Annotated in this window: 21 protein-coding genes, 2 tRNA genes and 1 pseudogene; 19 read left to right on the top strand and 5 right to left on the bottom strand. The window is 72.6% G+C overall.

Annotation, left to right across the window (positions count from 1 at the left end; all coding sequences use genetic code 11):
* The first annotated feature begins 451 nt into the window (after positions 1–451).
* The 8 genes from ACFWW8_RS08270 to ACFWW8_RS08235 all read left to right on the top strand — a co-directional run bounded on the left by ACFWW8_RS08270 (position 452) and on the right by ACFWW8_RS08235 (position 8,371).
* Complete coding sequence (locus ACFWW8_RS08270; RefSeq protein WP_386525750.1) at positions 452–763, top strand: hypothetical protein; 312 nt, start codon at positions 452–454, stop codon at positions 761–763.
* A 188-nt stretch (positions 764–951) separates the two neighbouring features.
* The gene (locus ACFWW8_RS08265; protein WP_386525295.1) at positions 952–2,136 is read left to right on the top strand and encodes an acyl-CoA dehydrogenase family protein; all 1,185 of its coding nucleotides are present in this window, start codon (positions 952–954) and stop codon (positions 2,134–2,136) included.
* On the top strand, positions 2,133–3,233 hold the full coding sequence (locus ACFWW8_RS08260; protein WP_386525292.1) for a bifunctional MaoC family dehydratase N-terminal/OB-fold nucleic acid binding domain-containing protein: 1,101 nt from the start codon (positions 2,133–2,135) through the stop codon (positions 3,231–3,233). The genes ACFWW8_RS08265 and ACFWW8_RS08260 overlap by 4 nt, the downstream gene beginning before the upstream one ends.
* The gene (locus tag ACFWW8_RS08255) at positions 3,233–4,258 is read left to right on the top strand and encodes an acyl-CoA dehydrogenase family protein (RefSeq protein ID WP_386525290.1); all 1,026 of its coding nucleotides are present in this window, start codon (positions 3,233–3,235) and stop codon (positions 4,256–4,258) included. Before ACFWW8_RS08260 ends, ACFWW8_RS08255 begins: the two co-directional genes overlap by 1 nt.
* A 3-nt stretch (positions 4,259–4,261) precedes the next feature.
* Positions 4,262–4,672, top strand: coding sequence for a MaoC family dehydratase (locus ACFWW8_RS08250; protein WP_386525288.1), 411 nt, complete (start codon positions 4,262–4,264; stop codon positions 4,670–4,672).
* Entirely contained in the window at positions 4,669–5,835 is a 1,167-nt protein-coding gene (locus ACFWW8_RS08245) for a lipid-transfer protein (protein WP_386525285.1), read from the top strand. Before ACFWW8_RS08250 ends, ACFWW8_RS08245 begins: the two co-directional genes overlap by 4 nt.
* A 134-nt stretch (positions 5,836–5,969) precedes the next feature.
* A complete protein-coding gene (locus ACFWW8_RS08240) occupies positions 5,970–6,503 on the top strand; it encodes a SigE family RNA polymerase sigma factor (RefSeq protein WP_386525283.1) in 534 nt (177 codons plus the stop codon).
* A gap of 218 nt (positions 6,504–6,721) precedes the next feature.
* A complete protein-coding gene (locus ACFWW8_RS08235; protein ID WP_386525281.1) occupies positions 6,722–8,371 on the top strand; it encodes a long-chain fatty acid--CoA ligase in 1,650 nt (549 codons plus the stop codon).
* Positions 8,372–8,420: 49 nt separating this feature from the next.
* Here ACFWW8_RS08235 and ACFWW8_RS08230 read toward each other — a convergent pair whose 3' ends face one another.
* The 3 genes from ACFWW8_RS08230 to ACFWW8_RS08220 all read right to left on the bottom strand — a co-directional run bounded on the left by ACFWW8_RS08230 (position 8,421) and on the right by ACFWW8_RS08220 (position 12,932).
* Entirely contained in the window at positions 8,421–8,996 is a 576-nt protein-coding gene (locus tag ACFWW8_RS08230; RefSeq protein WP_386525278.1) for an antibiotic biosynthesis monooxygenase, read from the bottom strand.
* A gap of 13 nt (positions 8,997–9,009) precedes the next feature.
* Positions 9,010–12,384, bottom strand: coding sequence for a PAS domain-containing protein (locus tag ACFWW8_RS08225; RefSeq protein WP_386525276.1), 3,375 nt, complete (start codon positions 12,382–12,384; stop codon positions 9,010–9,012).
* A gap of 119 nt (positions 12,385–12,503) precedes the next feature.
* Positions 12,504–12,932: an SSI family serine proteinase inhibitor gene (locus ACFWW8_RS08220; RefSeq protein WP_386525273.1), complete on the bottom strand. Its 429-nt coding sequence runs from the start codon at positions 12,930–12,932 to the stop codon at positions 12,504–12,506.
* A 187-nt stretch (positions 12,933–13,119) separates the two neighbouring features.
* On the opposite strand from ACFWW8_RS08220, the gene ACFWW8_RS08215 reads away from it, so the two are divergent.
* The 3 genes from ACFWW8_RS08215 to ACFWW8_RS08205 all read left to right on the top strand — a co-directional run bounded on the left by ACFWW8_RS08215 (position 13,120) and on the right by ACFWW8_RS08205 (position 14,115).
* Positions 13,120–13,210 (top strand) — tRNA-Ser (locus ACFWW8_RS08215).
* A gap of 239 nt (positions 13,211–13,449) precedes the next feature.
* Positions 13,450–13,522: transfer RNA gene (locus tag ACFWW8_RS08210), tRNA-Arg, on the top strand.
* Between the two features lie 227 nt (positions 13,523–13,749).
* On the top strand, positions 13,750–14,115 hold the full coding sequence (locus ACFWW8_RS08205; RefSeq protein WP_386525271.1) for a PH domain-containing protein: 366 nt from the start codon (positions 13,750–13,752) through the stop codon (positions 14,113–14,115).
* A gap of 78 nt (positions 14,116–14,193) precedes the next feature.
* On the opposite strand, the pseudogene ACFWW8_RS08200 reads toward ACFWW8_RS08205, so the two are convergent.
* Positions 14,194–14,424 (bottom strand): annotated as a pseudogene (locus ACFWW8_RS08200) (SMP-30/gluconolactonase/LRE family protein); the annotation flags it as partial.
* Positions 14,425–14,531: 107 nt separating this feature from the next.
* On the opposite strand from ACFWW8_RS08200, the gene ACFWW8_RS08195 reads away from it, so the two are divergent.
* The 8 genes from ACFWW8_RS08195 (at position 14,532) to ACFWW8_RS08160 (ending at position 23,342) form a co-directional block, all read left to right on the top strand.
* On the top strand, positions 14,532–14,966 hold the full coding sequence (locus tag ACFWW8_RS08195) for an Lrp/AsnC family transcriptional regulator (RefSeq protein ID WP_386525269.1): 435 nt from the start codon (positions 14,532–14,534) through the stop codon (positions 14,964–14,966).
* Positions 14,963–15,847, top strand: coding sequence for a DUF2797 domain-containing protein (locus tag ACFWW8_RS08190; protein WP_386525266.1), 885 nt, complete (start codon positions 14,963–14,965; stop codon positions 15,845–15,847). Before ACFWW8_RS08195 ends, ACFWW8_RS08190 begins: the two co-directional genes overlap by 4 nt.
* 125 nt (positions 15,848–15,972) lie before the next feature.
* Entirely contained in the window at positions 15,973–16,320 is a 348-nt protein-coding gene (locus tag ACFWW8_RS08185; RefSeq protein WP_386525264.1) for an antibiotic biosynthesis monooxygenase family protein, read from the top strand.
* Positions 16,304–17,185, top strand: coding sequence for an amidohydrolase family protein (locus ACFWW8_RS08180; RefSeq protein WP_386525262.1), 882 nt, complete (start codon positions 16,304–16,306; stop codon positions 17,183–17,185). The genes ACFWW8_RS08185 and ACFWW8_RS08180 overlap by 17 nt, the downstream gene beginning before the upstream one ends.
* A 176-nt stretch (positions 17,186–17,361) precedes the next feature.
* On the top strand, positions 17,362–18,129 hold the full coding sequence (locus ACFWW8_RS08175) for a response regulator transcription factor (RefSeq protein WP_386525259.1): 768 nt from the start codon (positions 17,362–17,364) through the stop codon (positions 18,127–18,129).
* 176 nt (positions 18,130–18,305) lie between these two features.
* Positions 18,306–19,775 (top strand): sensor histidine kinase, encoded by a 1,470-nt coding sequence (locus ACFWW8_RS08170; protein WP_386525256.1) that lies wholly within the window; start codon positions 18,306–18,308, stop codon positions 19,773–19,775.
* Positions 19,776–19,800: 25 nt separating this feature from the next.
* The gene (locus ACFWW8_RS08165) at positions 19,801–21,075 is read left to right on the top strand and encodes a glycosyltransferase (RefSeq protein WP_386525254.1); all 1,275 of its coding nucleotides are present in this window, start codon (positions 19,801–19,803) and stop codon (positions 21,073–21,075) included.
* Positions 21,072–23,342 carry an ArnT family glycosyltransferase gene (locus tag ACFWW8_RS08160; RefSeq protein ID WP_386525251.1) on the top strand — a complete coding sequence of 757 codons (2,271 nt, stop codon included), beginning with the start codon at positions 21,072–21,074 and terminating at the stop codon, positions 23,340–23,342. Before ACFWW8_RS08165 ends, ACFWW8_RS08160 begins: the two co-directional genes overlap by 4 nt.
* A gap of 177 nt (positions 23,343–23,519) precedes the next feature.
* On the opposite strand, the gene ACFWW8_RS08155 is transcribed toward ACFWW8_RS08160, so the two are convergent.
* On the bottom strand, positions 23,520–25,169 hold the full coding sequence (locus ACFWW8_RS08155) for an MDR family MFS transporter (protein WP_386525248.1): 1,650 nt from the start codon (positions 25,167–25,169) through the stop codon (positions 23,520–23,522).
* Between the last annotated feature and the right edge of the window lie 4 nt (positions 25,170–25,173).

Raw genomic sequence — 25,173 nt, 5'->3', positions numbered from 1 at the left:
CGACAGGTGCTGGAGCCCGGTCACTCGTGGCCGTGGATCGCGCCGAGATGCCCCAAGGCTGGGGCGCTGATGGATCACCCCGGCGAGCGCCGGGGCGTGCAGGGGGCGCGAAGCCTGGTATTGCAGGGCCGCATGCCCGGGAGACGGTGGGGTTCCCGGATGGCGCGGCCCTTTTCGGCATGTCCGGGACACTCGGATCTGGCGGAACGCTTCATCCCCTGTATGGCAAGGGTTTTGCCTGGTTCCAGGCCGTTGACCTGGGGCATCGAGGGCGTGAATGAGGTTTATCCGATGTTGGTCATACTTGCGGGGGAATCGGGTGCTCCGGGGTGGTTCGCCGGGGATTCGGTGGGCAACTCTGGTCCCACGACGTCGTCCCACACGAATGACCGAGGCAGTCGGCCAACTGCTTTGGGGCAAGTCCCACTTCGGTTTTCTGGAGGATTCAGACATGGCAAGCATCCGTACCGCCCGCGTCATCGCCGCTGCCGCCGCTCTCCCCCTCGCCGTAGCCCTCTTCGGTGGCGTGGCCACGGCTGACAACGGTTCCTTCGCGAACGACGGATCGAATGCGAGCGTCGCCAGCATCATCGGCAGCGGCGTGGGCGGCAGCAACCACGGCAACTCCTCCACCTCGCAGCAGGTGGCCACCGGCGCCGGTGCGTCCAACCAGAACAACACCGCGCAGGCCAACGGCTCGGCCTTCACCGCGATCCATCAGGGCAACGCGAATGTGGCGGTCAACTTCCATCCCTGGTGGTGACCGCGGCCTGAGCCGCTTCGACAGTTGAGGGCGCCCGTGCGACCGGACCGGCTGGGGTCCGGTAGCGCGGGCGCCTTCGCGCGTGGCCGCCCGCCCCGATCCCCGGCTTCCTCCCGACCTTGACACCACGGGTAAATCTGACGGACAGTCAGCTCAACTCGACCGTGTGATGCCGGGAGGCCAGCGCCGTGCACCTCGCCCCGACCGAAGGCCAGTTGCGGCTCCGTGCCGAACTGCGGGAGTACTTCAAGGACCTGTTGCCCGACGGGGTGCCCGAAGATCCCGGACGTCAGAGGGAACTGCTGCGCCGCATCGGATCCGACGGACTCCTGGGCCTTGGCTGGCCCGTCGAGTACGGCGGCCAAGGCCGGAGCCCGGAGGAGCAGTTCGTCTTCTTCGACGAGGCCTACCGGGCCGGCGCCCCCGTCTCCATGGTCACGCTCAACACCGTCGGGCCGACCTTGATGAAGTACGGGACGCCGGAGCAGAAGGGCTACTTCCTGCCCCGCATCCTGGCGGGGGAGATCGTCTTCGCCATCGGCTACTCGGAGCCCGAGGCGGGCACCGACCTCGCCTCCCTCCGTACGCGTGCCGTCCGCGACGAACGACGCGACGGCGGGTCGGACAGCGTCGCGGACTGGGTGATCGACGGACAGAAGATCTTCACCTCGAACGCCCAGAACGCGGACTGGATCTGGCTGGCCTGCCGCACCGACGCGCAGGCCCCCAAGCACAAGGGCATTTCGATCATCCTGGTGCCCACGCATGTCCCCGGCTTCGCCTGGACCCCCATCGAGACGGTCGGCGGGCTCACCACCACGGCCACGTACTACGACTCCGTCCGCGTGCCCGGCGGCAACCTCGTCGGGCCCGAGCACGGCGGATGGGGACTGATCACCAACCAGCTCAACCACGAGCGTGTGGCCCTCGCCGCCATCGGCATGCAGGCAGAGGACTTCTACGCGTCCGCCCTCGCCCACGCCCGCCTCCCCGATCCCGTCACCGGGGAGCGGCCCGCCGATCTGCCGTGGGTGCGGTCCCGGCTGGCCGAGGCGCACGCGCGGCTGGCCGCCGTACGCCTCCTCAACTGGCGGCTCGTCCAGGACGTCGGCGGCGGCGACCTGGCGCCCGGGGACGCGAGCGGCGTGAAGTTCCTCGGCACGGAGTCCACCGTCGAGGTGTACCGGATGTGCCAGGAGGTGGTGGGTGAGGAGGGACTGATCCGAGGGCCGGGGAGCGAGTCGTTCGAGGGCGGCGAGCTGGAGCGGATGAACCGGGCCGCGCAGATCAACACCTTCGGCGGCGGGGTCAGTGAGGTCCAGCGGGAGATCGTCGCCATGATGCGGCTCGGCATGAAGGGGAGGAAGCGATGACGGCAGACGCGGCCGGTCGGGCTGCGGCCGGGAGGGCCGAAGCGGCGAAGCCCGGATCGGGAAGGACGCAGGCCCACGCGGCACCCGGGGCCGCTGCCGGGGCGGAGACCGGGGCGGCAGAGCGGTTCCACGAGCTGCTGGCCGCCTTCGAGGGGCAGCCGGCGGCCACCGCGGGCCGCGGCAAGGACACCGTCAACGCACCGATGATCCGCCACTGGTGTGAGGCGATGGGGGACGCCAATCCGGCGTACAGCGGGCCGGACGCCGTCGCCCCGCCGACCATGCTCCAGGCCTGGACCATGGGCGGGCTCTCCGGGCACACCGACCGCTCCTCCGCGTACGACGAGCTCTTCGCCCTGCTGGACGGAAGCGGCTTCACCTCCGTGGTGGCCACCGACTGTGAGCAGGAGTACCTGCGCCCGCTCCGGCCGGGACAGGAGGTCACCTTCGACGCCGTCATCGAGTCCATATCGCCCCGCAAGACGACCAAGCTGGGCACCGGGCACTTCGTGACCACGCGTACGGACGTCCGGGCGGACGGCGAGCTTTCGGGGACGCACCGTTTCCGCATCCTGAAGTACGCCCCTGCCCGGGCGGCCACCCGGGCAGCCGCAGTCGCCCCCGCGCCCATACCGGCGCCCGTGCAGCCCGCCCAGTCCGTGGGGCGCGCCCCGCGGCGCCCCCGCCCGGTGGTCAACCGCGACAACCAGGGCTTCTGGGACGGGGTACGGGAGCACCGGTTGCTGATCCAGCGGTGCACCGGCTGCGCCACCCTGCGCTTCCCGTGGCTGCCCGGCTGCAACTCCTGCGCCTCGCTCGACTGGGACACCGTCGCGGCCTCCGGAGCGGGCACCGTCTTCAGCTACGTCGTCATGCACCACCCGCCTTTCCCGGCCTTCACCGCGCACGAGGATCCCGCGGTCGCGGGCGGACCGTACGCGGTCGCCCTCGTCGAGCTCGCCGAGGGCGTCCGCATGATCAGCAACATCACCGGCGTCCCCTGCGACGAGGTCCGCATAGGCATGCCGGTCCAGCTGGAGTTCCTGCGCGTCGACGACGAACTGGAACTCCCCGTCTTCCGCCGGAGCGAGGGCTGATGGACTTCCACCCCACCGAGGAGCAGGCCGCGGCGGCCGGGCTCGCCGCCCGGATCTTCGGCGACCTCGCCACGCACGAACGTCTCGCGGCGGCGGGCAGCGGCAGTGACGCCGAGCTGTGGAAGGCCCTCACCGCGGCCGGCCTGATCGGGGCGGTCGAGGACATCGGCCTCGTCGGACTGGTCCTCCTGCTGGAAGAGCAGGGCCGCACCACCGCGCAGGTTCCGTACGCCGCCACGTGCGCGTACGGCGTGCTCCCGGTCGCCGCGCACGGCACCGCCCGACAGCGGGCCCGCCTGCTGCCCGCCCTGGCCACCGGTGAGGCCGTCGCCACCGGCGCCTTCCCGGCCCGCGGCCGGATCACCGCCGAGGGCGGCCGCCTCTCCGGCACCGCACCCGCCGTGCCCTGGCTGCGCGAGGCCACCCACGTACTGGTGCCGGACGGGCAGCGGGACCTATGGCTCGTACGGACCGACGCGCCGGGCGTACGGAGCTCCCCGGTGGAGACCACCGCCCCCTGGTCGGCGGGCCGGCTGACACTGGCCGGAGCCGAGGCCGAGCGGCTCGGCACCACGGGTGCCTACGCGGAAGTGCTCGCTGCCGCCCGCACCGCCTTCGCCGGACTACAGGCGGGCGTCTGCGCGGGCTCGCTCGCCCGCGCGGTGGAGTACACCGGCACCCGCGAGCAGTTCGGCAGGCCGCTCTCGACCAACCAGGGGGTCATGCTGCGGGCCGCCGACGCGTACATGGACACGGAGGCGATCAGGGCCACCGCCTACGAGGCGGCCTGGCGCATCGACCAGGGCCTGCCCGCGAGCGAACACGTCCTGACGGCTGCCTGGTGGGCCGCCGAGGCGGGCAAGCGGGTCGTGCACGCCGGCCAGCACCTGCACGGCGGGATGGGCGCCGATCTGGAGCACCCGGTCCACCGGCACTTCCTGTGGGGGCGCCAGCTGGACGCGTACCTGGGCTGTGGCAGCGAGCTGCTGGCCGAACTGGGCGCCGTACTGGTGCAGGAGGGCTGAGACATGGGAGTCGGCGCGATACAGGTCGGTGCGGTACTGCCGCCCCTGGTGGTCCCCGTCACGCGGACCCTGATCGTCTCGGGCGCGATCGCCTCCCGCGACTACCAGGACGTGCATCACGACGCGGAGCTGGCACGGGAGAAGGGCTCTCCGGACATCTTCATGAACATCCTGACCACGAACGGACTGGTCGGCCGCTACATCACCGACCACCTCGGCCCCCGGGCCGTCCTGCGCAAGGTGGCCATCCGGCTCGGCGCCCCCAATTACCCGGGCGACACCATGACCCTCACCGGTACCGTCACGGCCCTCGACGGGGACACCGCCGAGATCCGCGTCATCGGTGCCAACGGCATCGGCCACCACGTCACCGGCACGGTCACCGTGACCCTGACCGGAAGGGGTGCGGCATGAGCGTCCGACACCGCGACGGGCTCGGCGGCCGCGCCGCCATCGCCGGCATCGGGGCGACCGAGTTCTCCAAGGACTCCGGCCGCAGTGAGCTGACCCTCGCCGTCGAGGCCGTGCACGCGGCCATCGCCGACGCCGGGCTCTCCCCCGCCGATGTCGACGGCATGGTCACCTTCACCATGGACACCAGCCCCGAGATCACCGTCGCCCAGGCGGCCGGCATCGGAGACCTGTCCTTCTTCTCCCGCATCCACTACGGCGGCGGCGCGGCCTGCGCCACCGTCCAGCAGGCCGCCCTCGCGGTCGCCACGGGGGTTGCGGAGGTCGTGGTCTGCTATCGCGCCTTCAACGAGCGCTCCGGCCGCCGCTTCGGCTCCGGCGTGCAGCAGCGCGAGCCTTCGGCGGAGGGCGCCGCCCTCGGCTGGGCGCTGCCGTGGGGGCTGCTGACCCCCGCCTCCTGGGTGGCCATGACCGCCCAGCGCTACCTGCACGCCTACAACCTCACTTCCGAGGCCTTCGGACACGTAGCCGTCACCGACCGCCGGTACGCCGCGAACAACCCCGCCGCGTACTTCCACAACAAGCCCATCACCCTCGCCGACCATGCCGCCTCGCGCTGGATCGTGGAGCCGTTGCGGCTGCTCGACTGCTGCCAGGAGACGGACGGGGGCCAGGCCCTCGTCGTCACCACAGCCGAGCGGGCCCGGGACCTGCGGCAGGCGCCCGCCGTGATCACCGCGGCCGCGCAGGGCGCCGGCCGCCGCCAGGAGGCCATGACCTCGTTCTACCGCGACGACCTCACCGGCCTTCCGGAGGTGGACGTCGTCGCGCGCCAGCTGTGGCGCACCAGCGGGCTGCGGCCGGCGGACATCGACGTCGGGATCCTCTACGACCACTTCACCCCCTTCGTGCTCATGCAGCTGGAGGAGTTCGGCTTCTGCAAGCCGGGTGAGGCCGCCGATTTCGTCGCCGCCGACGCGCTGCCGCTCAACACCCACGGCGGTCAGCTGGGAGAGGCGTACCTCCACGGCATGAACGGCATCGCCGAGGCCGTTCGCCAGCTGCGGGGCACTTCGGTCAACCAGGTCGAGGGGACGGAGCACGTGCTGGTCACGGCCGGTACGGGGGTGCCGACCTCGGGACTGATCCTCGGCGCCGACGGCTGAGATCCCGGTTCCAGGGCTCCTGCGGCCTCCACCTTCAGGAGGTGGAGGCCGCTCCGCCCCTACAACCTGAGGTGGACCCCCCTTCGGCACCTGCGGCCGATTGCAGGGGGCGTGCGCGCTCCTAGCGTGGAGACATGACCACGCCAGTGTGCACGCTCGCCTCGAATCCGACGCCGTACCCGTCGTTCTCGGCGTACGTCCGGACCCGCGGTACGGTCCTGATGCGCACTGCGCGGTCCCTCACCGCGAACCCGTGCGACGCCGAGGACCTGCTCCAGACGGCCCTCACGAAGACGTACGTGGCCTGGGACAGGATCGAGGACCACCGCGCACTGGACGGCTACGTCCGGCGGGCCCTCGTCAACACCCGGACCTCCCAGTGGCGCAAGCGCAAGGTCGATGAATTCGCGTGCGACGAGCTCCCCGAGACCGAGGTCGCGCCGGCCGCCGACCCCGCGGAGGCACAGGCACTGCGCGACGCGATGTGGCGCGCGGTGACCCGGCTGCCCGACCGCCAGCGGGCCATGGTTGTCCTGCGCTACTACGAGGACCTGAGCGAGGCGCAGACGGCCGAGCTGCTGGGGGTCTCGGTCGGCACGGTCAAGAGCGCCGTATCGCGTGCGCTCGTCAAGCTCCGCGACGACCCCGAGCTCAGCCCGGTGCGCTGAGACAGGGGCTCGGACGGACCGGTGGTGCTGACCTGCCCCGATGTTTCACGTGAAACACGGAAGGCCGGACGGCACGGCGGCGTGACCCTCGCGGACGTTTCACGTGAAACACAAGGGTCGATTTCTACTCTCGGGTAGTGACATGCCGACCGGTACGTGCGCAGAATCGGCAGCATCCGTAGCCGCCGCAGCGCCGCAGCGCTCACTGGGAGGACGCTTTGCTGAGCACCATGCAGGACGTACCGCTCCTCGTCACCCGCATACTCCAGCACGGGATGACGATCCACGGAAAGTCCCAGGTCACGACCTGGACCGGGGAGGCCGAGCCGCACCGCCGCAGCTTCGCCGAGATCGGTGCCCGCGCCACCCGCCTCGCCAATGCCCTGCGCGACGAACTCGGAGTCCGCCAGGACGACCGGGTCGCAACCTTGATGTGGAACAACTCCGAGCACGTCGAGGCCTACTTCGCGATTCCCTCCATGGGCGCGGTCCTGCACACGCTGAACCTCCGTCTCCCTCCGGAGCAGCTCGTCTTCATCGTCAACCACGCCGCCGACCGGGTGGTGCTGGTCAACGGCACGCTGCTGCCCCTCCTCGTCCCGCTGCTGCCGCACCTGCCGACCATCGAGCACGTCGTGGTGTCCGGCATCGGCGACCGTTCCGCGCTCGACGGGCTGGACGTGCGCGTCCACGAGTACGAGGAACTCCTCGCCGGCCGCCCGGACACCTACGACTGGCCCGAACTGGACGAGCGCCAGGCAGCCGCCATGTGCTACACCTCCGGCACGACCGGCGACCCCAAGGGCGTCATCTACTCGCACCGCTCGATCTACCTGCACTCCATGCAGGTCAACATGGGCGAGTCGATGGGGCTGAACGACAAGGACACCACCCTGGTCGTCGTCCCGCAGTTCCACGTGAACGCCTGGGGGCTGCCGCACGCCACCTTCATGACCGGCATCAACATGCTGATGCCGGACCGCTTCCTGCAGCCCGCGCCCCTCGCCGAGATGATCGAGCGGGAGAAGCCCACGCACGCCGCAGCCGTCCCCACCATCTGGCAGGGCCTGCTGGCCGAGGTCACCGCCAATCCGCGCGACCTGACCTCGATGAAGCAGGTCACGATCGGCGGCGCCGCCTGTCCGCCCTCCCTGATGGAGGCCTACGACAAGCTCGGGGTCCGCCTCTGCCACGCCTGGGGCATGACCGAGACGTCTCCCCTGGGCACCATGGCCCACCCGCCGGCCGGCCTGAGCGCCGAGGAGGAGTGGCCCTACCGGATCACCCAGGGCCGTTTCCCGGCAGGCGTCGAGGCCCGCCTGGTCGGCCCCGGCGGCGACCGGCTCCCCTGGGACGGCGAGGCCGCGGGCGAGCTGGAGGTGCGCGGTGCCTGGATCGCGGGCGCCTACTACGGCGGCGCCGCCGGCGAACCGGTCCGCCCCGAGGACAAGTTCAGCGCCGACGGCTGGCTCAAGACCGGCGACGTCGGCGTGATCAGCCCGGACGGCTTCCTCACCCTCACCGACCGGGCCAAGGACGTCATCAAGTCCGGCGGCGAGTGGATCTCCAGCGTGGAGCTGGAGAACGCGCTGATGGCCCATCCCGAGGTCGCCGAGGCGGCCGTCGTCGCCGTCCCCGACGACAAGTGGGGCGAGCGCCCGCTGGCCACCGTCGTCCTCAAGGAGGGCGCGACCGCGGACTACGCGGACCTGCGCGCGTTCCTCGCCCAGTCGATCGCCAAGTGGCAGCTGCCGGAGCGCTGGACGGTCATCGCGGCCGTGCCGAAGACCAGCGTCGGCAAGTTCGACAAGAAGGTGATCCGCAAGCGGTACGCCGACGGCGAGCTGGACGTGACCAAGCTGGACTGAGGGCCGACGGACCCGTCCGGGATCCGACAGGACCCGGGCGGGACTCTTCTCAGCCCTTGGTGAGCCACGGCCGCAGCACCCTGCTGACGGCGGGCATGGCGGCGTAGGTCATCAGGGTGCTGAAGACGACGGCGAACGCGGCCGTCCGAAGGACGAAGTGCAGGTCCACCAGGTACGGCCCGAGCACCGCGTTGCCGACCAGCGAGATCGGGAAGATGGCGAGTCCCGAGCTGATCGCCATCTTCCAGCGCGGCGGCGCGGGCCGGGTCGTACCCGGTTTGGCGAACCAGGTCTCCATGCCGTGCAGTTCGCGCCGGGCTATCTCCGTGTGGTGGTGGCCCAGACAGTTCGAGAACCACTCGGCCCGCTCGGCGGAGTCCTGCCAGCGCTGGAACGCCGCCTGGTTGCGGAAGCGGTGGACGAGGAACCACGGCCCGCCCTCCGCGGCAGGGCGGAACAGCCCGTATCCGAGATGGTCCGGGAAACCGGCGGCCGTCTCCAGGATTCCGTGGGCCCAGGCCTCGAACGTCTCCTCGTGCCCCGGATCCACCTGTCGCGCGATGAGCAGGTTCACCTCCCCGCTGTCGGCGGGGACGGTCTGCTCGCTCGTGTTGATGATGGCCATCGGGCCAGGATGACTAGTTGGTTCCGATCTTGGCCAGCAGGTCCACGATGCGACCCTGCACATCGTCGGTCGTCGCCCGCTCGGCCAGGAAGAGCACGCTCTCCCCCGAAGCCAGCCGCGGCAGCTCGGACGGGGCGATGCCGGTGGCCGTGTAGACGACCAGCGGTGTGCGGTTGAGCTGCCCGTTGGCGCGCAGCCAATCCACGATCCCGGCCCGCCTGCGGCGCACCTGCATCAGGTCCATCACCACCAGGTTGGGCCGCATCCGCGCGGCCAGCTCCACGGCGTCCGTGTCGGCTCCCGCCCGGGCGACCTGAAGGCCGCGCCGTTCCAGGGCCGTGGTCAGGGCGGCCGCGATCTCGTCGTGCTCCTCGATCAACAGCACCCGCGAGGGGTGCTGCTCGCTGTCCCGCGGTGCGAGCGCCTTGAGCAAGACCGCGGGGTCGGCGCCGTACGCGGCCTCCCGCGTGGCGTGCCCCAGACCGGCCGTGACCAGGACGGGCACCTCGGCGGCCACCGCGGCCTGGCGCAGTGACTGGAGGGCGGTCCGGGTGATCGGTCCGGTCAGCGGGTCCACGAACAGGGCGGCGGGGAACGCGGCGATCTGCGCGTCCACTTCCTCGCGGGAATGCACGATCACCGGGCGGTAGCCGCGGTCGCTGAGAGCCTGCTGCGTCTGCACGTCGGGTGCGGGCCACACCAGGAGGCGGCGGGGGTTGTCCAGCGGCTCCGGCGGAAGCTCGTCGTCGACGGGCCGCGGCACGGGCCGGTTGACCACCTCCACCGCTCCGCCCGGGCCGTCCAGTGGCTCGGGGCCCTCGTCGGAGCCCGCCTCGGGGGCTCCTATGGCGAACGCCCGGCCCTGGGGCGCCGGCTCGGCAAGGCGCCGCCGCCGCCCGGAGCCCGTTCCGTTCGGGTCCACGGAGATCCCCTGGCCCAGCGTGCCGAGGGCGCGCACGCTGATCGGCTGCGCGGCCTGGCCCTCGGCGGGGGCGTCCTGAGACTGCCGGGCCCCGGGGACCGCGGCCGGGCCGGAGGCCCCGCCGTCCTCGGGAGCCGTCCGCGCCGCCGGCACCGGCCAGGACGGGGCGGTCTGCAGCGCACGCCGCCGCCCGGTCGGCTGTACGGGTTCCTCCGCGCCCTCGGCGGGCAGCGGGGCGGGAGCTTCGGGCTCGGCCGCCGGGGCACCCAGCACCCGGCGCCCGCGCCGCCCGCCCGGGCCGCCGGAGTCCGCTTCGGCGGCGGTCTGGGCAGCCGGCGGGGAACCGGGGCCTGCCGCGGCCGGGTTCTGCGGAGCGGGGGGAGCGGGGGTCGGCCCCGCGGGCAGCGCGAAGCCGCCCTCGGGGGCGATCGGCCGGACGGGGGACTGCCCGGGAACGGGCGCCGGACGGAGCCCGGTCGCCGGCACGGGGCCGCCGTTCTGCGCCGGACCGGCCGCGCCCAGCGCACGGCGCCGTCCCGCGGGGTGCTCGGTCACGGGTACGGGGGGAACCTGGGGCGCCGACGGCAGCACCGACACCGGCGGTACGGGCGCCATCGCGGGTGCGGGGGGCAGCGCGGGCATGGCGTTGCCGTGCGGGGGGACGGGCCGGCCGGAACTGCCCTGACCGCCTTCGCCGCTGCCGTCGCCGTCGCGCCCGCGGCGCCGCCCGGTGCCGAGCCCCGCCGGGTTCACCGGGGACTGAGCGAGCTCCGGACCGCCGCCGTCGGTCTCGCCGGCCCGGCGCCGCCCGGAGGCGAGCGCCAGGGCGCCACCGCCCTCGGCGGGTTTGGGGGCGCCGGAGGCGGCGGCCGGTTCGGCCGGGTCGTCGAGGAACGCGTCGACACCGCGCCGGGCCCGCCGTCCACCGGGACCGGTGGCGGTCGCGGTGGGGCCGGTCGGCGCGCTCTCCTCGGCCGGGGGCTCCTCCTCCGGCTCCGGGAGGGTCACCGTCCCGGCTCCCGCGCCGAGCGGCAGCTCCAGCACGTAGGCCCCGCCGGGTGCGCCCGGTACCTCCACCGTCTGCAGCACACCTCCGTGCGCGGCCACGATGCCCCGCACGATCGGCTCGTGCACCGGGCTCCCGCCCTCGTACGGCCCGCGCACCTCGATCCGTACGACGTCGCCGCGCTGCGCGGCGGCCACCACGATGGTCGAGTCGCCGTACCCGCTGCCCTGAGCGGTCTTCCCGGTGGCGTCCACTCCGGCGACGTCCGCGACCAGGTGCGCGAGGGCGGTCGCGATGCGGTCGCCGTCCACCTCGGCCTCGATGGTCGGCGCGTGGACGGCGAACTGGGCGCGCCCCGGACCGATCAGCTCGACCGCGCCGTCGACGCCGGCCGTGACCACGCCGTTGATCAGGACCTTCTTCTTCTGGAGCCGGTCGCCGCCGGAGTCCAGGCGCTGGAAGCCCAGCACGTTGTCCACGAGCGTGGTCATCCGTGAGTACCCGGCGGCCAGATGGTGCAGCAGCTGGTTGGCCTCGGGCCACAGCTGGCCCGCGTCGTCGGCGGCCAGCGTCGCCAGCTCTCCGCGCAGCTCGTCCAGCGGGCCGCGCAGCGACTCGCCGAGCACGGCCAGCAGCTGGGAGTGGCGCGCGGCCAGGGCGTCGTAGGGCCGGCGGTCGGTGAAGGTCATGACGGCGCCGACGAGCTGTTCCCCGTCCCGTACGGGAGACGTGGTCAAGTCCACGGCGACGGGCTGCCCGGCCTTGTTCCACAGCACCTGCCCGCGCACCCGGTGCTTGCGTCCGCTGCGCAGGGTGTCGGCGAGCGGGGACTCCTCGAAGGGGAACGGTGAGCCGTCGGCGCGCGAGTGCTGGACCAGGCCGTGCAGTTCGCGGTTGCCCAGGTCGGTGGCGCGGTAGCCGAGGATCTGCGCGGCGGCGGGGTTGACCAGCACCACGCGGCCGTCGGTGTCCGTGCCCACGACGCCCTCGGCGGCGGCCCGCAGGATCATCTCGGTCTGCCGCTGGGAGCGGGCCAGCTCGGCCTCGGTGTCCACCGTCTGCGAGAGGTCCCGTACGACGAGCATCAGCAGCTCGTCGCCGGTGTACGCGGGTTGCGGCTCGCGGTAGGCGTCCCGGCCGTCCAGATGGGCGCTGGTGACCTCTACGGGGAACTCGCTGCCGTCGGTACGGCGCGCGGTCATCCGGGTCGGCTTGGTGCGCCCGCCCTCGTCCTCACCGGGCCGGCGCATGGAGCCGGGGATCAGCTTGGAGTCGAAGTCGGGCAGGAGGTCGAGCAGGCCGCGGCCGACGAGCCCGGTTCCCGGACTCTCCATCACCTCGAGGGCGATCGAATTGGCGTTGACGACCGTGCCGTTGGCGTTGACGAGCAACAGCGCGTCCGGAAGAGCGTCGAGTATTGCTGCGAGGCGAGCAGCGCCTCGGGATGGCCTGCTGCTCACGACGAGCTTCCTCCCTGACCACAACTACCGGCAAGTCACGGGAGGAGTCTAAGGCCACAGCCCCGCGGCGGGGTGGCCGAAGTGCGGTGTATAGCGCCCATTCCGCGCATCCTCCCAGGTCAGGAACGCCCACTCGGAAGCAGAGGTTCCAACTCGTCCCACCGGCTGATTTCGCATCCGTCGGTCCGGCGGAAGGTCGCGTCGACCTTGTGCCCCCGCCAGGTGCCGGTGATGCGGGCGGTGGCCGGCCCCCCGTGCTGCATGGTGCAGATCTGCCGCCGGGAGACGGGGGCGAAGGGGTCTCTGCCCTCCGCGGCGAGCTGGTCCAGCCGCACGCAGGCCTGTTCCCTCTGGGGGTGGTCGCCGCCGACGGGATCGCATTCGAGCCGGTATTCGCGGTCCAACTGGCGGTTTCCGGTGTCGGCCATGGTGATGGAGAGGCGGTCGGGGGCCTTCATCAGCAGCCCGCCCAAGGGCAGCGGGGGCAGCGGCCCGGCCACCGTGGTGGCCAGGGCGGAGGTGACGGCGAAGGCGGCGAGACGCAGCATGGGGGCACTCCAGGTCGTCCGTACGTCGTACGGCTGACCAACGACGGGGGCGCGCGGACGTTGCGTGCGACGGGGGCCTTAATGCTTTGCCCTCCGGCCGTGCGTCCTAGTACCGTGGGAGCGGATTGGTGACCAGCCCCGCGCCTGTGTCATCATCTGCACGCACCTTCGTACGCGGGGGTGTGCTGGAGGCGTCGCCTAGTCCGGTCTATGGCGCCGCACTGCTAATGCGGTTTGGGGCTTACCCCCCATCGAGGGTTCAAATCCCTCCGCCTCCGCACCTGACGAAGCCCCGGTCCCTGTGGACCGGGGCTTCGGTGTTTCCCGGCGGTGTTTCCCGGCGCGGACGGTGCCCGATCCGATCTGTGTGCGACCCGCCCGCACCCAACCGGATGATCTTCTTCAGGGCCGTTTCCGCAGGTCAACCATGGTTTGGCTAATGGATTTCGCGTCCCGGCGAGGTCCATGTATTGTTGTTCTCGCAAGGCCAACGGGGCGCAAAACCCCAGCAAGCCAAGCACTCGTAGCTTAACGGATAGAGCATCTGACTACGGATCAGAAGGTTGCAGGTTCGAATCCTGCCGAGTGCACAGCATGAGAGGCCCCCCGGTTCACCGGGGGGCCTCTTGCGTTGTCCGGGTGGATGCCGGTGAGCGGTCGTGCGGGTCCGGGTCTCCTCCTTGGTGGGGAGGCGGTACCCCGGAGGAACTGGGGGGCGGGATGGCTCTGGCGGGGGATGCCGGTTACCCCGTGGCCTCGGTACGGTTTTGAAGATCGTTCGAAGAGATCGTTCGAAATCGGAACAAGGGGGCACCCCATGGGACTGTTCGGGAACGCGCACACCGCCGACCCCGTGTCCGCGCAGCGGGACTACGCGCGGCTGCTGGGCCAGGGGGAGCAGGTCCACGCGGCGTACCTGCTCGTCCGGGACACGATCCTGTTCACCGACCGGCGTCTGGTGCTCGTCGACAAGCAGGGGCTCACGGGGAAGAAGGTGGAGTACCACTCCATCCCCTACCGGAGCATCACCCACTTCTCGGTGGAGACCGCCGGCCACTTCGATCTCGACGCCGAGCTCAAGATCTGGATATCCGGGACCCCGGCGCCGATCGAGAAGACCTTCACCAAGGGGGTCGACATCTACGAGGTGCAGGCGATCCTGACGCAGTTCGTCGCCCGGTAGCGGCGTCCGCCGATCGGGAGGCCTCGCGTCACAGGACGCGGGGAGGCCCCGTCACGGACATCACCAGGGAGTAGGGATAGGGGAGCGGAGGACGGAGACCGCGCCGGTCGCCTCGTCCCACCGCAGCACTCGGTCGTTGGGGGTGTCACTCCACACCGGCAGGCGTCAGGCGGGCAGATGGAGCGGGCCTTGCGCCCAGCGGCAGGCGTCGTGGAGCAGTTCCCGGCGCAGGTCGTCGTTGGCGCAGCGACCGGTCCGGAAGCGATCGTCCAGAATCTCGTACAAGGTGAGGTCGGCTAGGGCAGACACGGTTCCCCCTGACGTCGGCTTGCCGAATGAGATTCGGTTCAATGGTGAAACTGCAGGATCAGGTACCGTCTGCGCAAGGGTCGACGGGCCCAGGGGAGGAAGATCGCGTGGACGACATCGACCGGGCGCTCGTCCTGCGTCTCCAGCAGGACGCGGGCCAGTCGTACGCCGCCCTCGGCGCGGCCGTCGGGCTGTCGGCCGGGGCCACCCACGAGCGCGTACGGAAACTGCGCGAGCGCGGGGTGATCCGCCGCACCACCATCGATGTCGACCCGGCCGCCGTGGGCAGCGGGGTGCTGGCCTACGTGATGGTCGACTCCAACGCGTGGATGGGCGAGTCCGGCGACGCCTTCGCCGCGATCCCCGAGATCCAGGAGGCGCACATCATCGCGGGCAGCGCCTCGGTCATGGTCAAGGTGCGGACCGCAACGACCGGGCAGTTGCAGGACGTGCTGCGCCGTCTCTACGCCATCGACGGTGTCATCGGGACGCACGCCACCGTCGTCCTGGACACCTTCTTCGAGCGCCCCCTTCCGCTGTGACCTGGCGGTGCTCCGGCGTCCGGTGGAGCGGGGGCCGGCCCGCCGTCGGCTGGTACGCGGAGGGGCGCGGGACGCGGGAAAGCGTGCTCGCGTACGGGCAGCGGCTGGCCTTCGTCGCCCGAGGCGAGCGGCGCTGCCCGGGCGTGTGGCGGGCCGGGAAGCGGACGGCCTGTCCCACGGCCGCCGTCGTGCCCGGGCGGACGGGGAACGCCCAGTGCCCCGAGTGCGCGCGCCTGGACCGGTCGTTCTCGGTGGCGGCCGACACCAACGCCGCCGATCCGCGGACCTACCGGGTCTACCTGGCCTGGTTCGGGCCCGGTCTGGTCAAGGTCGGCATCACCGCCGAGGAGCGCGGTTCCGTCCGGCTGCTGGAGCAGGGCGCGGTGGCCTGGGCCTGGCTGGGGCGCGGGCCGCTGATGGCGGCCCGGCGTACCGAGGAGCTGCTGCGGGCCGCGCTCGGGGTGCCGGACCGGATCGCGTACGCCCGCAAGCGCGCCGTACGTGCGGGACTGCCGCCCGCGCCCGAAAAGGCCCTGGAGGTCGCCGAGCTGCACGCGCGGGCGGCCGCCCTGCCGGGATGGCCGGACTCGCTGGAGCGGGTGGCGTGCGAAGTCGTCGACCACGCCGCGGCGTTCGGGCTGGCGGGGCTGCCGGTCCCCGTCCGGGTCGTCACCGAGATGGTGGCCGGCGGCGCCGTGACGGGGGTGCTGGCGGGCGCGGCCGGTCCCGATCTGCACCTCGCGGACGGCCTCGTCGTGGACGGCAGGCTGCTGGCCGGCTGGGAGCTGGCCGTCCCCGAAGGCGAGGCGTGGACGGTGGCTCCCTCGGCGGAGGTCCCCGCCTCCGTCCGTCCCCCGGGTGGGCAGGACGGACTGTTCTGAGGACGCAGCTCGGGGCCCCGGCACGTGTGGTGACGTCGGCGGCCATGGTCAAAACTTGGATCCCTTTGGCCTTCCTGCGCTGATTCCGGTGGACATGCGAGAGGGCTCCGCCGAGGGTGGTGCTCATGACCCTTCACCCCCGCCGGCCCCTTCCGGCCTTCGAACCGCCGTACCTGATGGCGGTGTTCAGCAGCGTCCGCGGCGCCGACGAGACCGGTTACGCCGACACCCTCGACCGGATGAACGAGATCGTCGCCGCGAACCCGGGCTTCCTCGGTCAGGAGTCCGCGGGCACCCCCGGCGGTCTCGGCATCACCGTCGCCTACTTCCGCGACCACGCGTCCCTCGCCCGGTGGCGGCAGGACGCGGAGCACCAGGCGGCCATGGAGCAGGGGCGCGCCCACTGGTACGACAGCTACACCCTGCACGTCGCGACCGTCGAGCGGAGCCACGGCTTTGTCCACCACGGCTGAGGCGGTGCGGGCCTTCCGCACCCGGCTCGGGCTGCCCGGGCTGGTCGACGTCCACACGCACTTCATGCCGGAGCGGGTGCTGGAGAAGGTGTGGGACTACTTCGACGCGGTCGGCCCGATGACCGGCGTCGAGTGGCCCATCACCTACCGGTACGAGGAGGAGCAGCGGGTCGCGCTGCTGAGGGAGTTCGGCGTACGGGCGTTCACCGCCATGCTCTACCCGCACAAGCCGGAGATGGCCGCCTGGCTCAACGCCTGGTCCGCCGACTTCGCCGCCCGGACCCCCGACTGCCTGCACACCGCGACCTTCTTCCCGGAGGACGCCGCCGCCGGGTACGTCCGCCGGGCCCTGGACGGGGGCGCACGCGTCTTCAAGGCGCACCTCCAGGTCGGCGGCTACGACCCGAACGACGACCGGCTCGACCCCGTCTGGGGTCTCCTCGCCGAGGCGGGCACGCCCATCGTGATCCACTGCGGCTCCGGACCCGCCCCCGGGAAGCACACCGGGCCCGAGCCTGTCGCCCGGCTGCTGACCCGCCACCCGCGGCTGCCGCTGGTCATCGCCCACATGGGCATGCCCGAGTACGCCGACTTCCTCGACCTGGCCGAGCGCCACCCCGAGGTCCGCCTGGACACCACGATGGCCTTCACCGACTTCTCCGAGCAGTTCAGCGCCTTCCCGCGCGCGGAGCTGGGGCGCCTCGCGGACCTCGGCGACCGCATCCTGCTCGGCACCGACTTCCCGAACATCCCGTACCCGTACGACGGACAGCTCCTCGCCCTCGAACGGCTCGGGCTGGGGGACGCGTGGCTGCGCGCGGTCTGCCACGACAACGGGGCCCGGCTGTTCCGTCTCCCCGACTGACCTGACCTGACCTGACCTGATCAGATCTGGCCTGGCCCGCCCGGCCGACCGTTCCCGCGCCGCCCGGGGGCGATCCGGGCCCGTCCGTTCCGCGCTTCCGGCCGGTGCGGCCGTTTCTCAGGAAATTCACAGGTAGGCGCAAGAACGCTCTCAGAGGCGCCGTACAGCGTGGTCGCATGACTGCGACGACCACCTCACACGCGTCCACGTCCACCAGTAATCCCACGGCCCTGGTCCGGTCCGACGGCGGGCCCTGCCGGGTGCTCGTCGTCGATGACGAGGCCTCGCTCTCCGAGCTCCTGTCCATGGCCCTGCGCTACGAGGGCTGCGAGGTCCGCAGCGCCGGGGACGGGGCCGCGGCGGTCCGCGCGGCGCGCGAGTTCCGGCCGGACGTGGTGGTCCTCGACGTCATGCTCCCCGACATGGACGGGCTCGCCGTCCTCGGGCGGCTGCGCCGCGAGATCCCGCAGGTCCCGGTGCTGTTCCTGACGGCGAAGGACTCCGTCGAGGACCGGATCGCGGGCCTCACCGCTGGCGGGGACGACTACGTCACCAAGCCGTTCAGCCTGGAGGAGGTCGTGGCGCGGCTGCGCGGTCTGGTCCGGCGTTCGGGTGCGGCGCAGGCCGCCCGCGGCGGGTCCGTCCTGGCCGTCGGCGACCTGACCCTCGACGAGGACAGCCACGAGGTGGTCCGCGGCGGACTGGAGATCCACCTGACCGCGACCGAGTTCGAGCTGCTGCGCTACCTGATGCGCAACCCGCGCCGGGTGCTGAGCAAGGCGCAGATCCTGGACCGGGTGTGGTCGTACGACTTCGGCGGTCAGGCCAACGTGGTCGAGCTGTACATCTCCTACCTCCGCCGGAAGCTGGAGAGCGGCCCCGGCCTGGCGCCGATGATCCACACCAGGCGCGGCGCCGGCTACCTGATCAAACCGGCCGAGTAGTGGTCCCGCGCGCGTACCGGCCGGGACGCCCGCCGCTCTCCGGCCGGGCGCCCAGCCCCGGGCGGCCCGCGCGGTGGGAGCGTGCGCCGCGGTCGGGGCGTGCGCCCCGGTGGCGCCGCCCGGCCCGGCCGGGCGGGCGGCCCTGGTCGCTGCGGACCCGGCTCGTCGTCTCGGCCGTGTTGCTGATCGCCGTGGTCGGCGCCTCCATCGGCACCGTCACCACCCTCGCCCTGCGCTCCTACCTGGTCGACCAGCTCGACAAGCAGCTGCGTATTTCCGTCGACATGGGAACCCGGGGCCCCGGCAGCGGAAAGGCCGCCCGGGAAGGGGGCCTGGGCTCCGTCCTCGGCCCCGGCACCCCCCTGGGCGCCACCGGGGTGCGGCTCGACTCCGACGGCACGGTGGCCGGAACGGCGCGCAGCGTCCGCGTCGAGGACCCCGAGCTCGGAAACCGCGAGCTCCTCACCCCCGCCCAGACCGCCGCCCTCGTGGCGGTCGCCCGCACCGCCGAACCGGGCCGGACCGAGCCGGTGGACCTGCGCCTGCCGGGGCTCGGCGCGTACCGGGTGCTGCCCGCCCCCGACGGGAGCCTGGTCCTGGGCTTCCCCCTGCACGAGCTCGACTCCACCGTGGAGACCCTGATCGGGGTCGAGGTCTGCGTCACCCTGGCCGGGCTGATCGCCGCCTCCCTCGCCGGGCAGGCCCTGGTCGGGGTCGCCCTGCGTCCGCTGCGTCGGGTCGCCGCCACCGCCACCCGAGTCTCCGAACTGCCGCTCCACAGCGGCGAACCCGCGCTCGACGAACGGGTGCCGGACGCCGAGGCCGACCCTCGTACGGAGGTGGGCCAGGTCGGTGCCGCCCTCAACCGGATGCTGGGCCACGTCTCCTCCGCCCTCACCGCCCGCCAGCAGAGCGAGACCCGGGTCCGCCAGTTCGTCGCCGACGCCAGTCACGAGCTGCGCACCCCGCTCGCGTCGATCCGCGGCTACGCGGAGCTGACCCGACGGGGCCGGGAGGAGCCCGGCCCCGACACCCGGCACGCCCTGGGCCGCATCGAGTCCGAGGCCACCCGGATGACCGGCCTGGTCGAGGACCTGCTGTTGCTGGCCCGGCTCGACGCCGGCCGCCCGCTCGCGACCGGCGACACCGAGACCGACCTGGCCCCCCTCGTCATCGACGCGGTCAGCGACGCGCGGGCCGCCGGGCCCGGACACCACTGGCGCCTGCACCTGCCGGAGGAGCCCGCGACGATCCTCGCCGACCCGGCCCGGATCCAGCAGGTCCTGGTCAACCTGCTGGCCAACGCGCGCACCCATACCCCGCCCGGCACCACCGTCACGGCGCGTGTTTCACGTGAAACATCCGCCGTCCGGCTCCGGATCGAGGACGACGGGCCCGGAATCGAGCCCGATCTGCTTCCCCACGTCTTCGAGCGCTTCGCACGGGGCGACGCCTCCCGCTCCCGGGGTGCGGGATCCACCGGGCTCGGCCTCGCCATCGTCCAGGCCGTGGTGACGGCACACGGCGGGCAGGTCGAGGTACGGAGCGAGCCCGGACGGACCTGCTTCGAGGTCCTGCTGCCCCCTGCCCCGACGGGTACGGCCGGGGACTCACAGACGGGGCACAGGCTCACCACACAGCGGTGACAGGGCGCTCCACGAGGCTCGTCGCATGTCAACCGACGCCTCTCCCGGGGCCCTTCCGGCACGGGCTCCCCTCGCGCCCCTGCCCGGCGAGCCCGTCCTCGACGTGGTGATACCGGTCTTCAACGAGGAGAAAGACCTCGACCGGTGCGTGCGCCGACTGCACGACCACCTCACCCGCACTTTCCCGTACCCGTTCCGGATCACGGTGGCCGACAACGCCAGCACCGACCGGACTCCCGAGGTCGCGGCCGGGCTCGTCACCGCCCTGGACGGCGTACGCAGCACCCGGCTGGAGGAGAAGGGCCGGGGCAGGGCCCTGCGCACCGTCTGGTCCGGCTCGGACGCGCCGATCCTCGCGTACATGGACGTGGACCTCTCCACCGACCTGAACGCCCTGTTGCCGTTGGTGGCCCCGCTGATCTCCGGCCACTCCGATCTCGCCATCGGCACCCGCCTCGTCCGCTCCTCGCGGGTGGTGCGGGGGGCCAAGCGGGAGTTCGTCTCCCGCGCCTACAACCTCCTCCTGCGCTCTTCCCTCGCCGCCGGGTTCAGCGACGCCCAGTGCGGGTTCAAGGCCATCCGCCGGGACGTCGCCGAGCGGCTGCTGCCGCTGGTGGAGGACTCGGGCTGGTTCTTCGACACCGAACTGCTCGTGCTCGCCGAACGGGCCGGACTGCGCATCCACGAGGTGCCGGTGGACTGGGTCGACGACCCCGACTCCACCGTCCACATCGCCCGCACCGCCGCCGAGGACCTCAAGGGCGTCTGGCGGGTGGGCCGCGCGCTCGCCGCCGGGGCCCTGCCGCTGGACCTCCTCGCCCGCCCGTTCGGGGACGACCCGCGCGACCGGGGCGCCCTGCCCGGCGTCGACGGCGGGCTGGCCCGCCAGCTCCTCGGCTTCTGCGCCGTCGGCGCGCTGTCCACCCTGCTCTACCTGCTCCTCTACTCCGCCATCCGGACCGGCACCGGCCCGCAGACCGCCAACGGCGCCGCGCTGCTGCTGTCCGCCGTCGCCAACACCGCCGCGAACCGCCGGCTCACCTTCGGGATCCGCGGCCGGGACCGGGCCGTGCGCCACCAGGCCCAGGGACTGGTGGTGTTCGCCATCGGGCTGGCCCTGACCAGTGGCTCCCTCGCCGCCCTCGCGGCGGCCACCGACCGGCCGGCGCACGGCACCGAGCTGGCCGTCCTGATCACCGCCAACCTCGCCGCCACCGTGCTGCGGTTCCTGCTCTTCCGCGCCTGGGTCTTCCCCGAGCGGCGCGGCTCCGCGCTCCCCACGCCCAAGGACAGCCAATGACCACGGCCGCATTCCCGCTCCTCCCACCCGACGCACCCGATGCGCCCGGTGGGCCCGATGCGCCCACCGCGATCGCCGCGGTACGGGCCCGGACCGACCGGCCCCGCTGGGAGCGTCCCGCGTTCGCCGGGCTGCTGATCGCCACGGCCGTCCTGCTGCTGTGGGACCTGGGCTCCTCCGGGTACGCCAACTCCTTCTACTCCGCCGCCGTCCAGGCGGGCAGCGAGAACTGGAAGGCCTTCTTCTTCGGCTCCTCAGACGCCGGGAACTCCATCACCGTCGACAAGCCGCCGGCCGCCTTGTGGCCGATGATGCTGTCGGTGCGGCTGTTCGGCCTCGGTGCGTGGCAGATCCTCGTCCCGCAGGCCCTGATGGGCGTCGGGACGACGGCGGTCCTGTACGCGGCCGTCCGCCGTTCGTTCGGACCGGGGGCGGCGCTGCTGAGCGGCGCGGCCTTCGCGCTCACGCCCGTCGCGGCGCTGATGTTCCGCTTCAACAACCCCGACGCGCTGCTGACCCTGCTGCTGACGGTCACCGTGTACTGCGTGCTGCGGGCCCTCGACGGGGCCCGCACCCGGTGGCTGGTCTGGGCCGGTGTCGCGGTCGGCTTCGCCTTCCTCACCAAGACCCTGCAGGCCTTCGTCATCCTGCCGCCGCTCGCCCTCCTGTACGCGGTCTGCGCGCCCACCCGGCTGCGCAGGCGCCTGGGCCAGCTGCTGCTCGCCGGAGCCGTCATGGCCGTGGCGGGCGGCTGGTGGGTGGCGGCCGTCGAGCTGTGGCCGGCGGGCTCGCGTCCGTACATCGGCGGCTCGCAGACCAACTCCTTCCTCGAACTGACCCTCGGATACAACGGGCTGGGCCGGATCAACGGCAACGAGACCGGCAGCGTGGGCGGTGGCGGACGGCCCGGCGGGGGCGGGGGCTGGGGCGAGACCGGCATCGACCGCCTGTTCGCGGGCACCCTAGGCGGACAGATCTCCTGGCTGCTGCCGGCCGCCCTGGTCCTCCTGGTGGTTGGCCTGGTGATGACCTGGCGGGCCCGCCGGGCCACCGACTCGCTGGAGAGCACGGCCCGGGCGGCCTTCCTGGCCTGGGGCGGTTCGCTGCTGATCACCGTGCTCGTCTTCAGCTTCATGCAGGGCATCTTCCACGAGTACTACACGGTGGCGCTGGCGCCGTTCGTGGCCGCGCTCGTCGGCATGGGCGTCGCCGTGCTGTGGGAGGAGCGCGGCAGCCCGGCCGCCGCGCTCACGCTCTCCGGGGTCCTCGCCCTGACGGCGGTCTGGTCGTACGTGCTGCTCGGCCGGGCCACCGGGTACCTGCCATGGCTGCGCTGGACGGTGCTGGCGGCGGGGCTGCTCGCCGCGGTCGCGCTGCCGCTCGCCGCACGAGTGGGGCGCCGGGCGCTTCCGGCGGTGGCGGCTCTGGGACTGGCGGCGGCGCTGGCCGGGCCGTTCGCGTACTGCCTGACCACCGTGACGACCGGGCACACGGGCTCCATCGTGACCGCCGGACCGGCGGTGGCGGGAGGCCGTGGCGGGCCGGGCGGCGGGATGAGGTTCGCACCCGGCGGGGAGCAGGGCCCCGGCGGTGCCGACGGGACCGGCACCGCCGGTGGTGCCGGTGGGACCGCCGGGGTCGCGCCCGGCGGCGCGCCGCAGGACGGCCGGCGCGGCCAGGGTACGCAAGACGGTCAAGCCGTACCGGGCGGCCAGGGCGGCCAGGGCGGCCAAGACGGCCGGCGCGGCCAGGGAGTACCGGGTGGCCAGGGCGGGCCCGGCGGCGGCTTCGGACGGCCCGGCGGCGCCGGTGGCGGCGGCCAGGGCGGTCCCGGCGGGCTGCTGGGCGGGACCAGGGTCGCGGCGGAGGCCACGGCCGCCCTGCGCACGGACGCCGGGCAGTACACCTGGGCGGCGGCCGCCATCGGCTCGCAGAACGCGGCGAGCTACCAGCTGGCCTCCGGCGAGCCGGTGATGCCGGTCGGCGGGTTCAACGGCAGCGACCCGTCGCCGACCCTGGAGCGGTTCCAGGAGTACGTGCAGGCCGGGAAGATCCACTGGTTCATCGGCCAGAGCGGCGCCGGGGAGGGCGCCGAGGACGCTGCGGCGGGCCCCACCCGCGGCGGTGGCCCGTCCGGCGCCACCGGTACGGCGATCGAGACCTGGGTGAAGGCCACGTTCAAGGCGTCGACCGTCGGCGGGGCCACGTTCTACGACCTGACGGCCCCGGTCCCGGCCCCCGCCCCGGCCCCCGCCCCGACCTCCTGACCAGGCTGTCCCCCGTTGTCCCCTCGGCACCCGAGGGGAAAGGCCACCGCCCGAACCCGGATGTCCGGGTTCGGGCGGTGGCCGTTCTCAGGTGCCGCGGTGCCGCGGTGCCGCAGGCGCCTCAGCCGCCGCAGGTCTCGCGGGGCGGCGCGGCGTCTCGTCGCAGGGCCCGGGAGGTCAGACCGTGGCCTGCGCGGGGGCCGGGGCCTCGGTGCCCGCCGCGGTGCCGGAGCCGGCGGCCGGGGCGTGGGCGGCCGGCTTCGACCTCAGCGCGACCTCCTTGATGAACAGCACCAGGACCAGCCCGAGCAGCGCGAACGGGGCGGCGTACAGGAAGACGTCGCCGACGCCGTGGCCGTACGCGGCCTCGACGACCTCGCGGAACGGTGCCGGCAGCTTGTCGAGGTTGGGGATCCCGCCCCCGGCGGTACCGCCGTGGCCCATGGCCGCGGCCTTCGGGCCGAGCGCCGTGAGGCCGTCCTGGACGTAGTGGGTGACCCGGTTGGCCATGACCGCGCCCAGCGCGGAGACGCCCATGGCGCCGCCGAGCGAGCGGAAGAAGGTGACGACGGAGCTGGCCACGCCCAGGTCCTCCGGGGCGACCTGGTTCTGGGTGGCGAGGACCAGGTTCTGCATCATCATGCCGAGGCCGAGGCCGGTCAGCGCCATGTAGATCGCGATGTGCCAGTACGGGGTGTCGTACCGCAGTGTGCCGAGCAGGCCGAGTCCGGCCGTCAGGAGCACGCCGCCGCCGACGAGCCAGGCCTTCCACCGGCCGGTCTTGGTGATCACCTGACCGGAAACGGTGGAGGAGACGAAGAGGCCGGCGATCATCGGGATCGTGAGGACTCCGGACATCGTGGGGGACTCGCCGCGGGCCAGCTGGAAGAACTGGCTGAAGAACACGGTCCCCGAGAACATCGCGACGCCCACGAACAGCGAGGCGGCCGAGGCGAGGGTGATGGTCTTGTTGCGGAACAGCCGCAGCGGGATGATCGGGTCGCTCGCGCGGGACTCGACGAGGACGAAGAGCAGGCCGAGCGCGACGGCGCCGCCGGTCATCGCCCAGGTCTGCCAGGAGACCCAGTCGTACGAGGTGCCGGCCTGGGTGACCCAGATCAGCAGCAGCGAGACGGAGCCGCTGATCAGCAGGGCGCCGAGCCAGTCGACCTTCACGTCACGGCGGACCACGGGAAGCTTGAGGGTCTTCTGGAGCACGACCAGCGCGATGATCGCGAAGGGGACGCCGACGTAGAAGCACCAGCGCCAGCCGAGCCACGAGGTGTCGGTGATGACGCCGCCCAGCAGCGGACCGCCGACGGTGGCGACGGCGAAGACCGCGCCGAGGTAGCCGCTGTACCGGCCGCGCTCGCGCGGCGAGATCATCGCGGCCATGACGATCTGGGCGAGGGCGGACAGGCCGCCGACGCCGATTCCCTGGACCACGCGGCAGGCGATGAGCATCTCGGTGTTCTGCGACAGGCCGGCGACGACGGAGCCGAGGACGTAGATCACCAGGGATATCTGGACCAGCAGCTTCTTGCTGAACAGGTCGGACAGCTTGCCCCACAGCGGGGTCGCGGCCGTCATGGAGAGCAGGGCCGCGGTGACGACCCAGGTGTAGGAGGACTGGGTGCCGCCGAGGTCGCTGATGATCTCGGGCAGGGCGTTGGAGACGATCGTGGAGGACAGGATCGCGACGAACATGCCGAGCATGAGCCCGGACAGCGCCTTCATGATCTGGGGGTGGGTCATGGACGTGCCGTCGGACGTGGTCCCCGACTGGCCGCCGCCTCCCCGCACACCGGAGGGTGTGGTCGTAGCCATGTGT

The organism is Streptomyces sp. NPDC058701 (genome assembly GCF_042715295.1).
In the GTDB taxonomy this organism is placed as follows: Bacteria; Actinomycetota; Actinomycetes; order Streptomycetales; family Streptomycetaceae; genus Streptomyces.
This window is presented reverse-complemented; position numbering and strand designations above follow the sequence as displayed.

Bases quoted from the DNA above. Each gene is read 5' to 3' on its own strand.
- ACFWW8_RS08270 (WP_386525750.1), top strand. From the start codon at position 452: ATGGCAAGCATCCGTACCGCCCGCGTCATCGCCGCTGCCGCCGCTCTC.
- ACFWW8_RS08260 (WP_386525292.1), top strand. From the start codon at position 2,133: ATGACGGCAGACGCGGCCGGTCGGGCTGCGGCCGGGAGGGCCGAAGCG.
- ACFWW8_RS08255 (WP_386525290.1), top strand. From the start codon at position 3,233: ATGGACTTCCACCCCACCGAGGAGCAGGCCGCGGCGGCCGGGCTCGCC.
- ACFWW8_RS08250 (WP_386525288.1), top strand. From the start codon at position 4,262: ATGGGAGTCGGCGCGATACAGGTCGGTGCGGTACTGCCGCCCCTGGTG.
- ACFWW8_RS08245 (WP_386525285.1), top strand. From the start codon at position 4,669: ATGAGCGTCCGACACCGCGACGGGCTCGGCGGCCGCGCCGCCATCGCC.
- ACFWW8_RS08240 (WP_386525283.1), top strand. From the start codon at position 5,970: ATGACCACGCCAGTGTGCACGCTCGCCTCGAATCCGACGCCGTACCCG.
- ACFWW8_RS08230 (WP_386525278.1), bottom strand. From the start codon at position 8,996: ATGGCCATCATCAACACGAGCGAGCAGACCGTCCCCGCCGACAGCGGG.
- ACFWW8_RS08220 (WP_386525273.1), bottom strand. From the start codon at position 12,932: ATGCTGCGTCTCGCCGCCTTCGCCGTCACCTCCGCCCTGGCCACCACG.
- ACFWW8_RS08205 (WP_386525271.1), top strand. From the start codon at position 13,750: ATGGGACTGTTCGGGAACGCGCACACCGCCGACCCCGTGTCCGCGCAG.
- ACFWW8_RS08185 (WP_386525264.1), top strand. From the start codon at position 15,973: ATGACCCTTCACCCCCGCCGGCCCCTTCCGGCCTTCGAACCGCCGTAC.
- ACFWW8_RS08175 (WP_386525259.1), top strand. From the start codon at position 17,362: ATGACTGCGACGACCACCTCACACGCGTCCACGTCCACCAGTAATCCC.
- ACFWW8_RS08165 (WP_386525254.1), top strand. From the start codon at position 19,801: ATGTCAACCGACGCCTCTCCCGGGGCCCTTCCGGCACGGGCTCCCCTC.
- ACFWW8_RS08160 (WP_386525251.1), top strand. From the start codon at position 21,072: ATGACCACGGCCGCATTCCCGCTCCTCCCACCCGACGCACCCGATGCG.
- ACFWW8_RS08155 (WP_386525248.1), bottom strand. From the start codon at position 25,169: ATGGCTACGACCACACCCTCCGGTGTGCGGGGAGGCGGCGGCCAGTCG.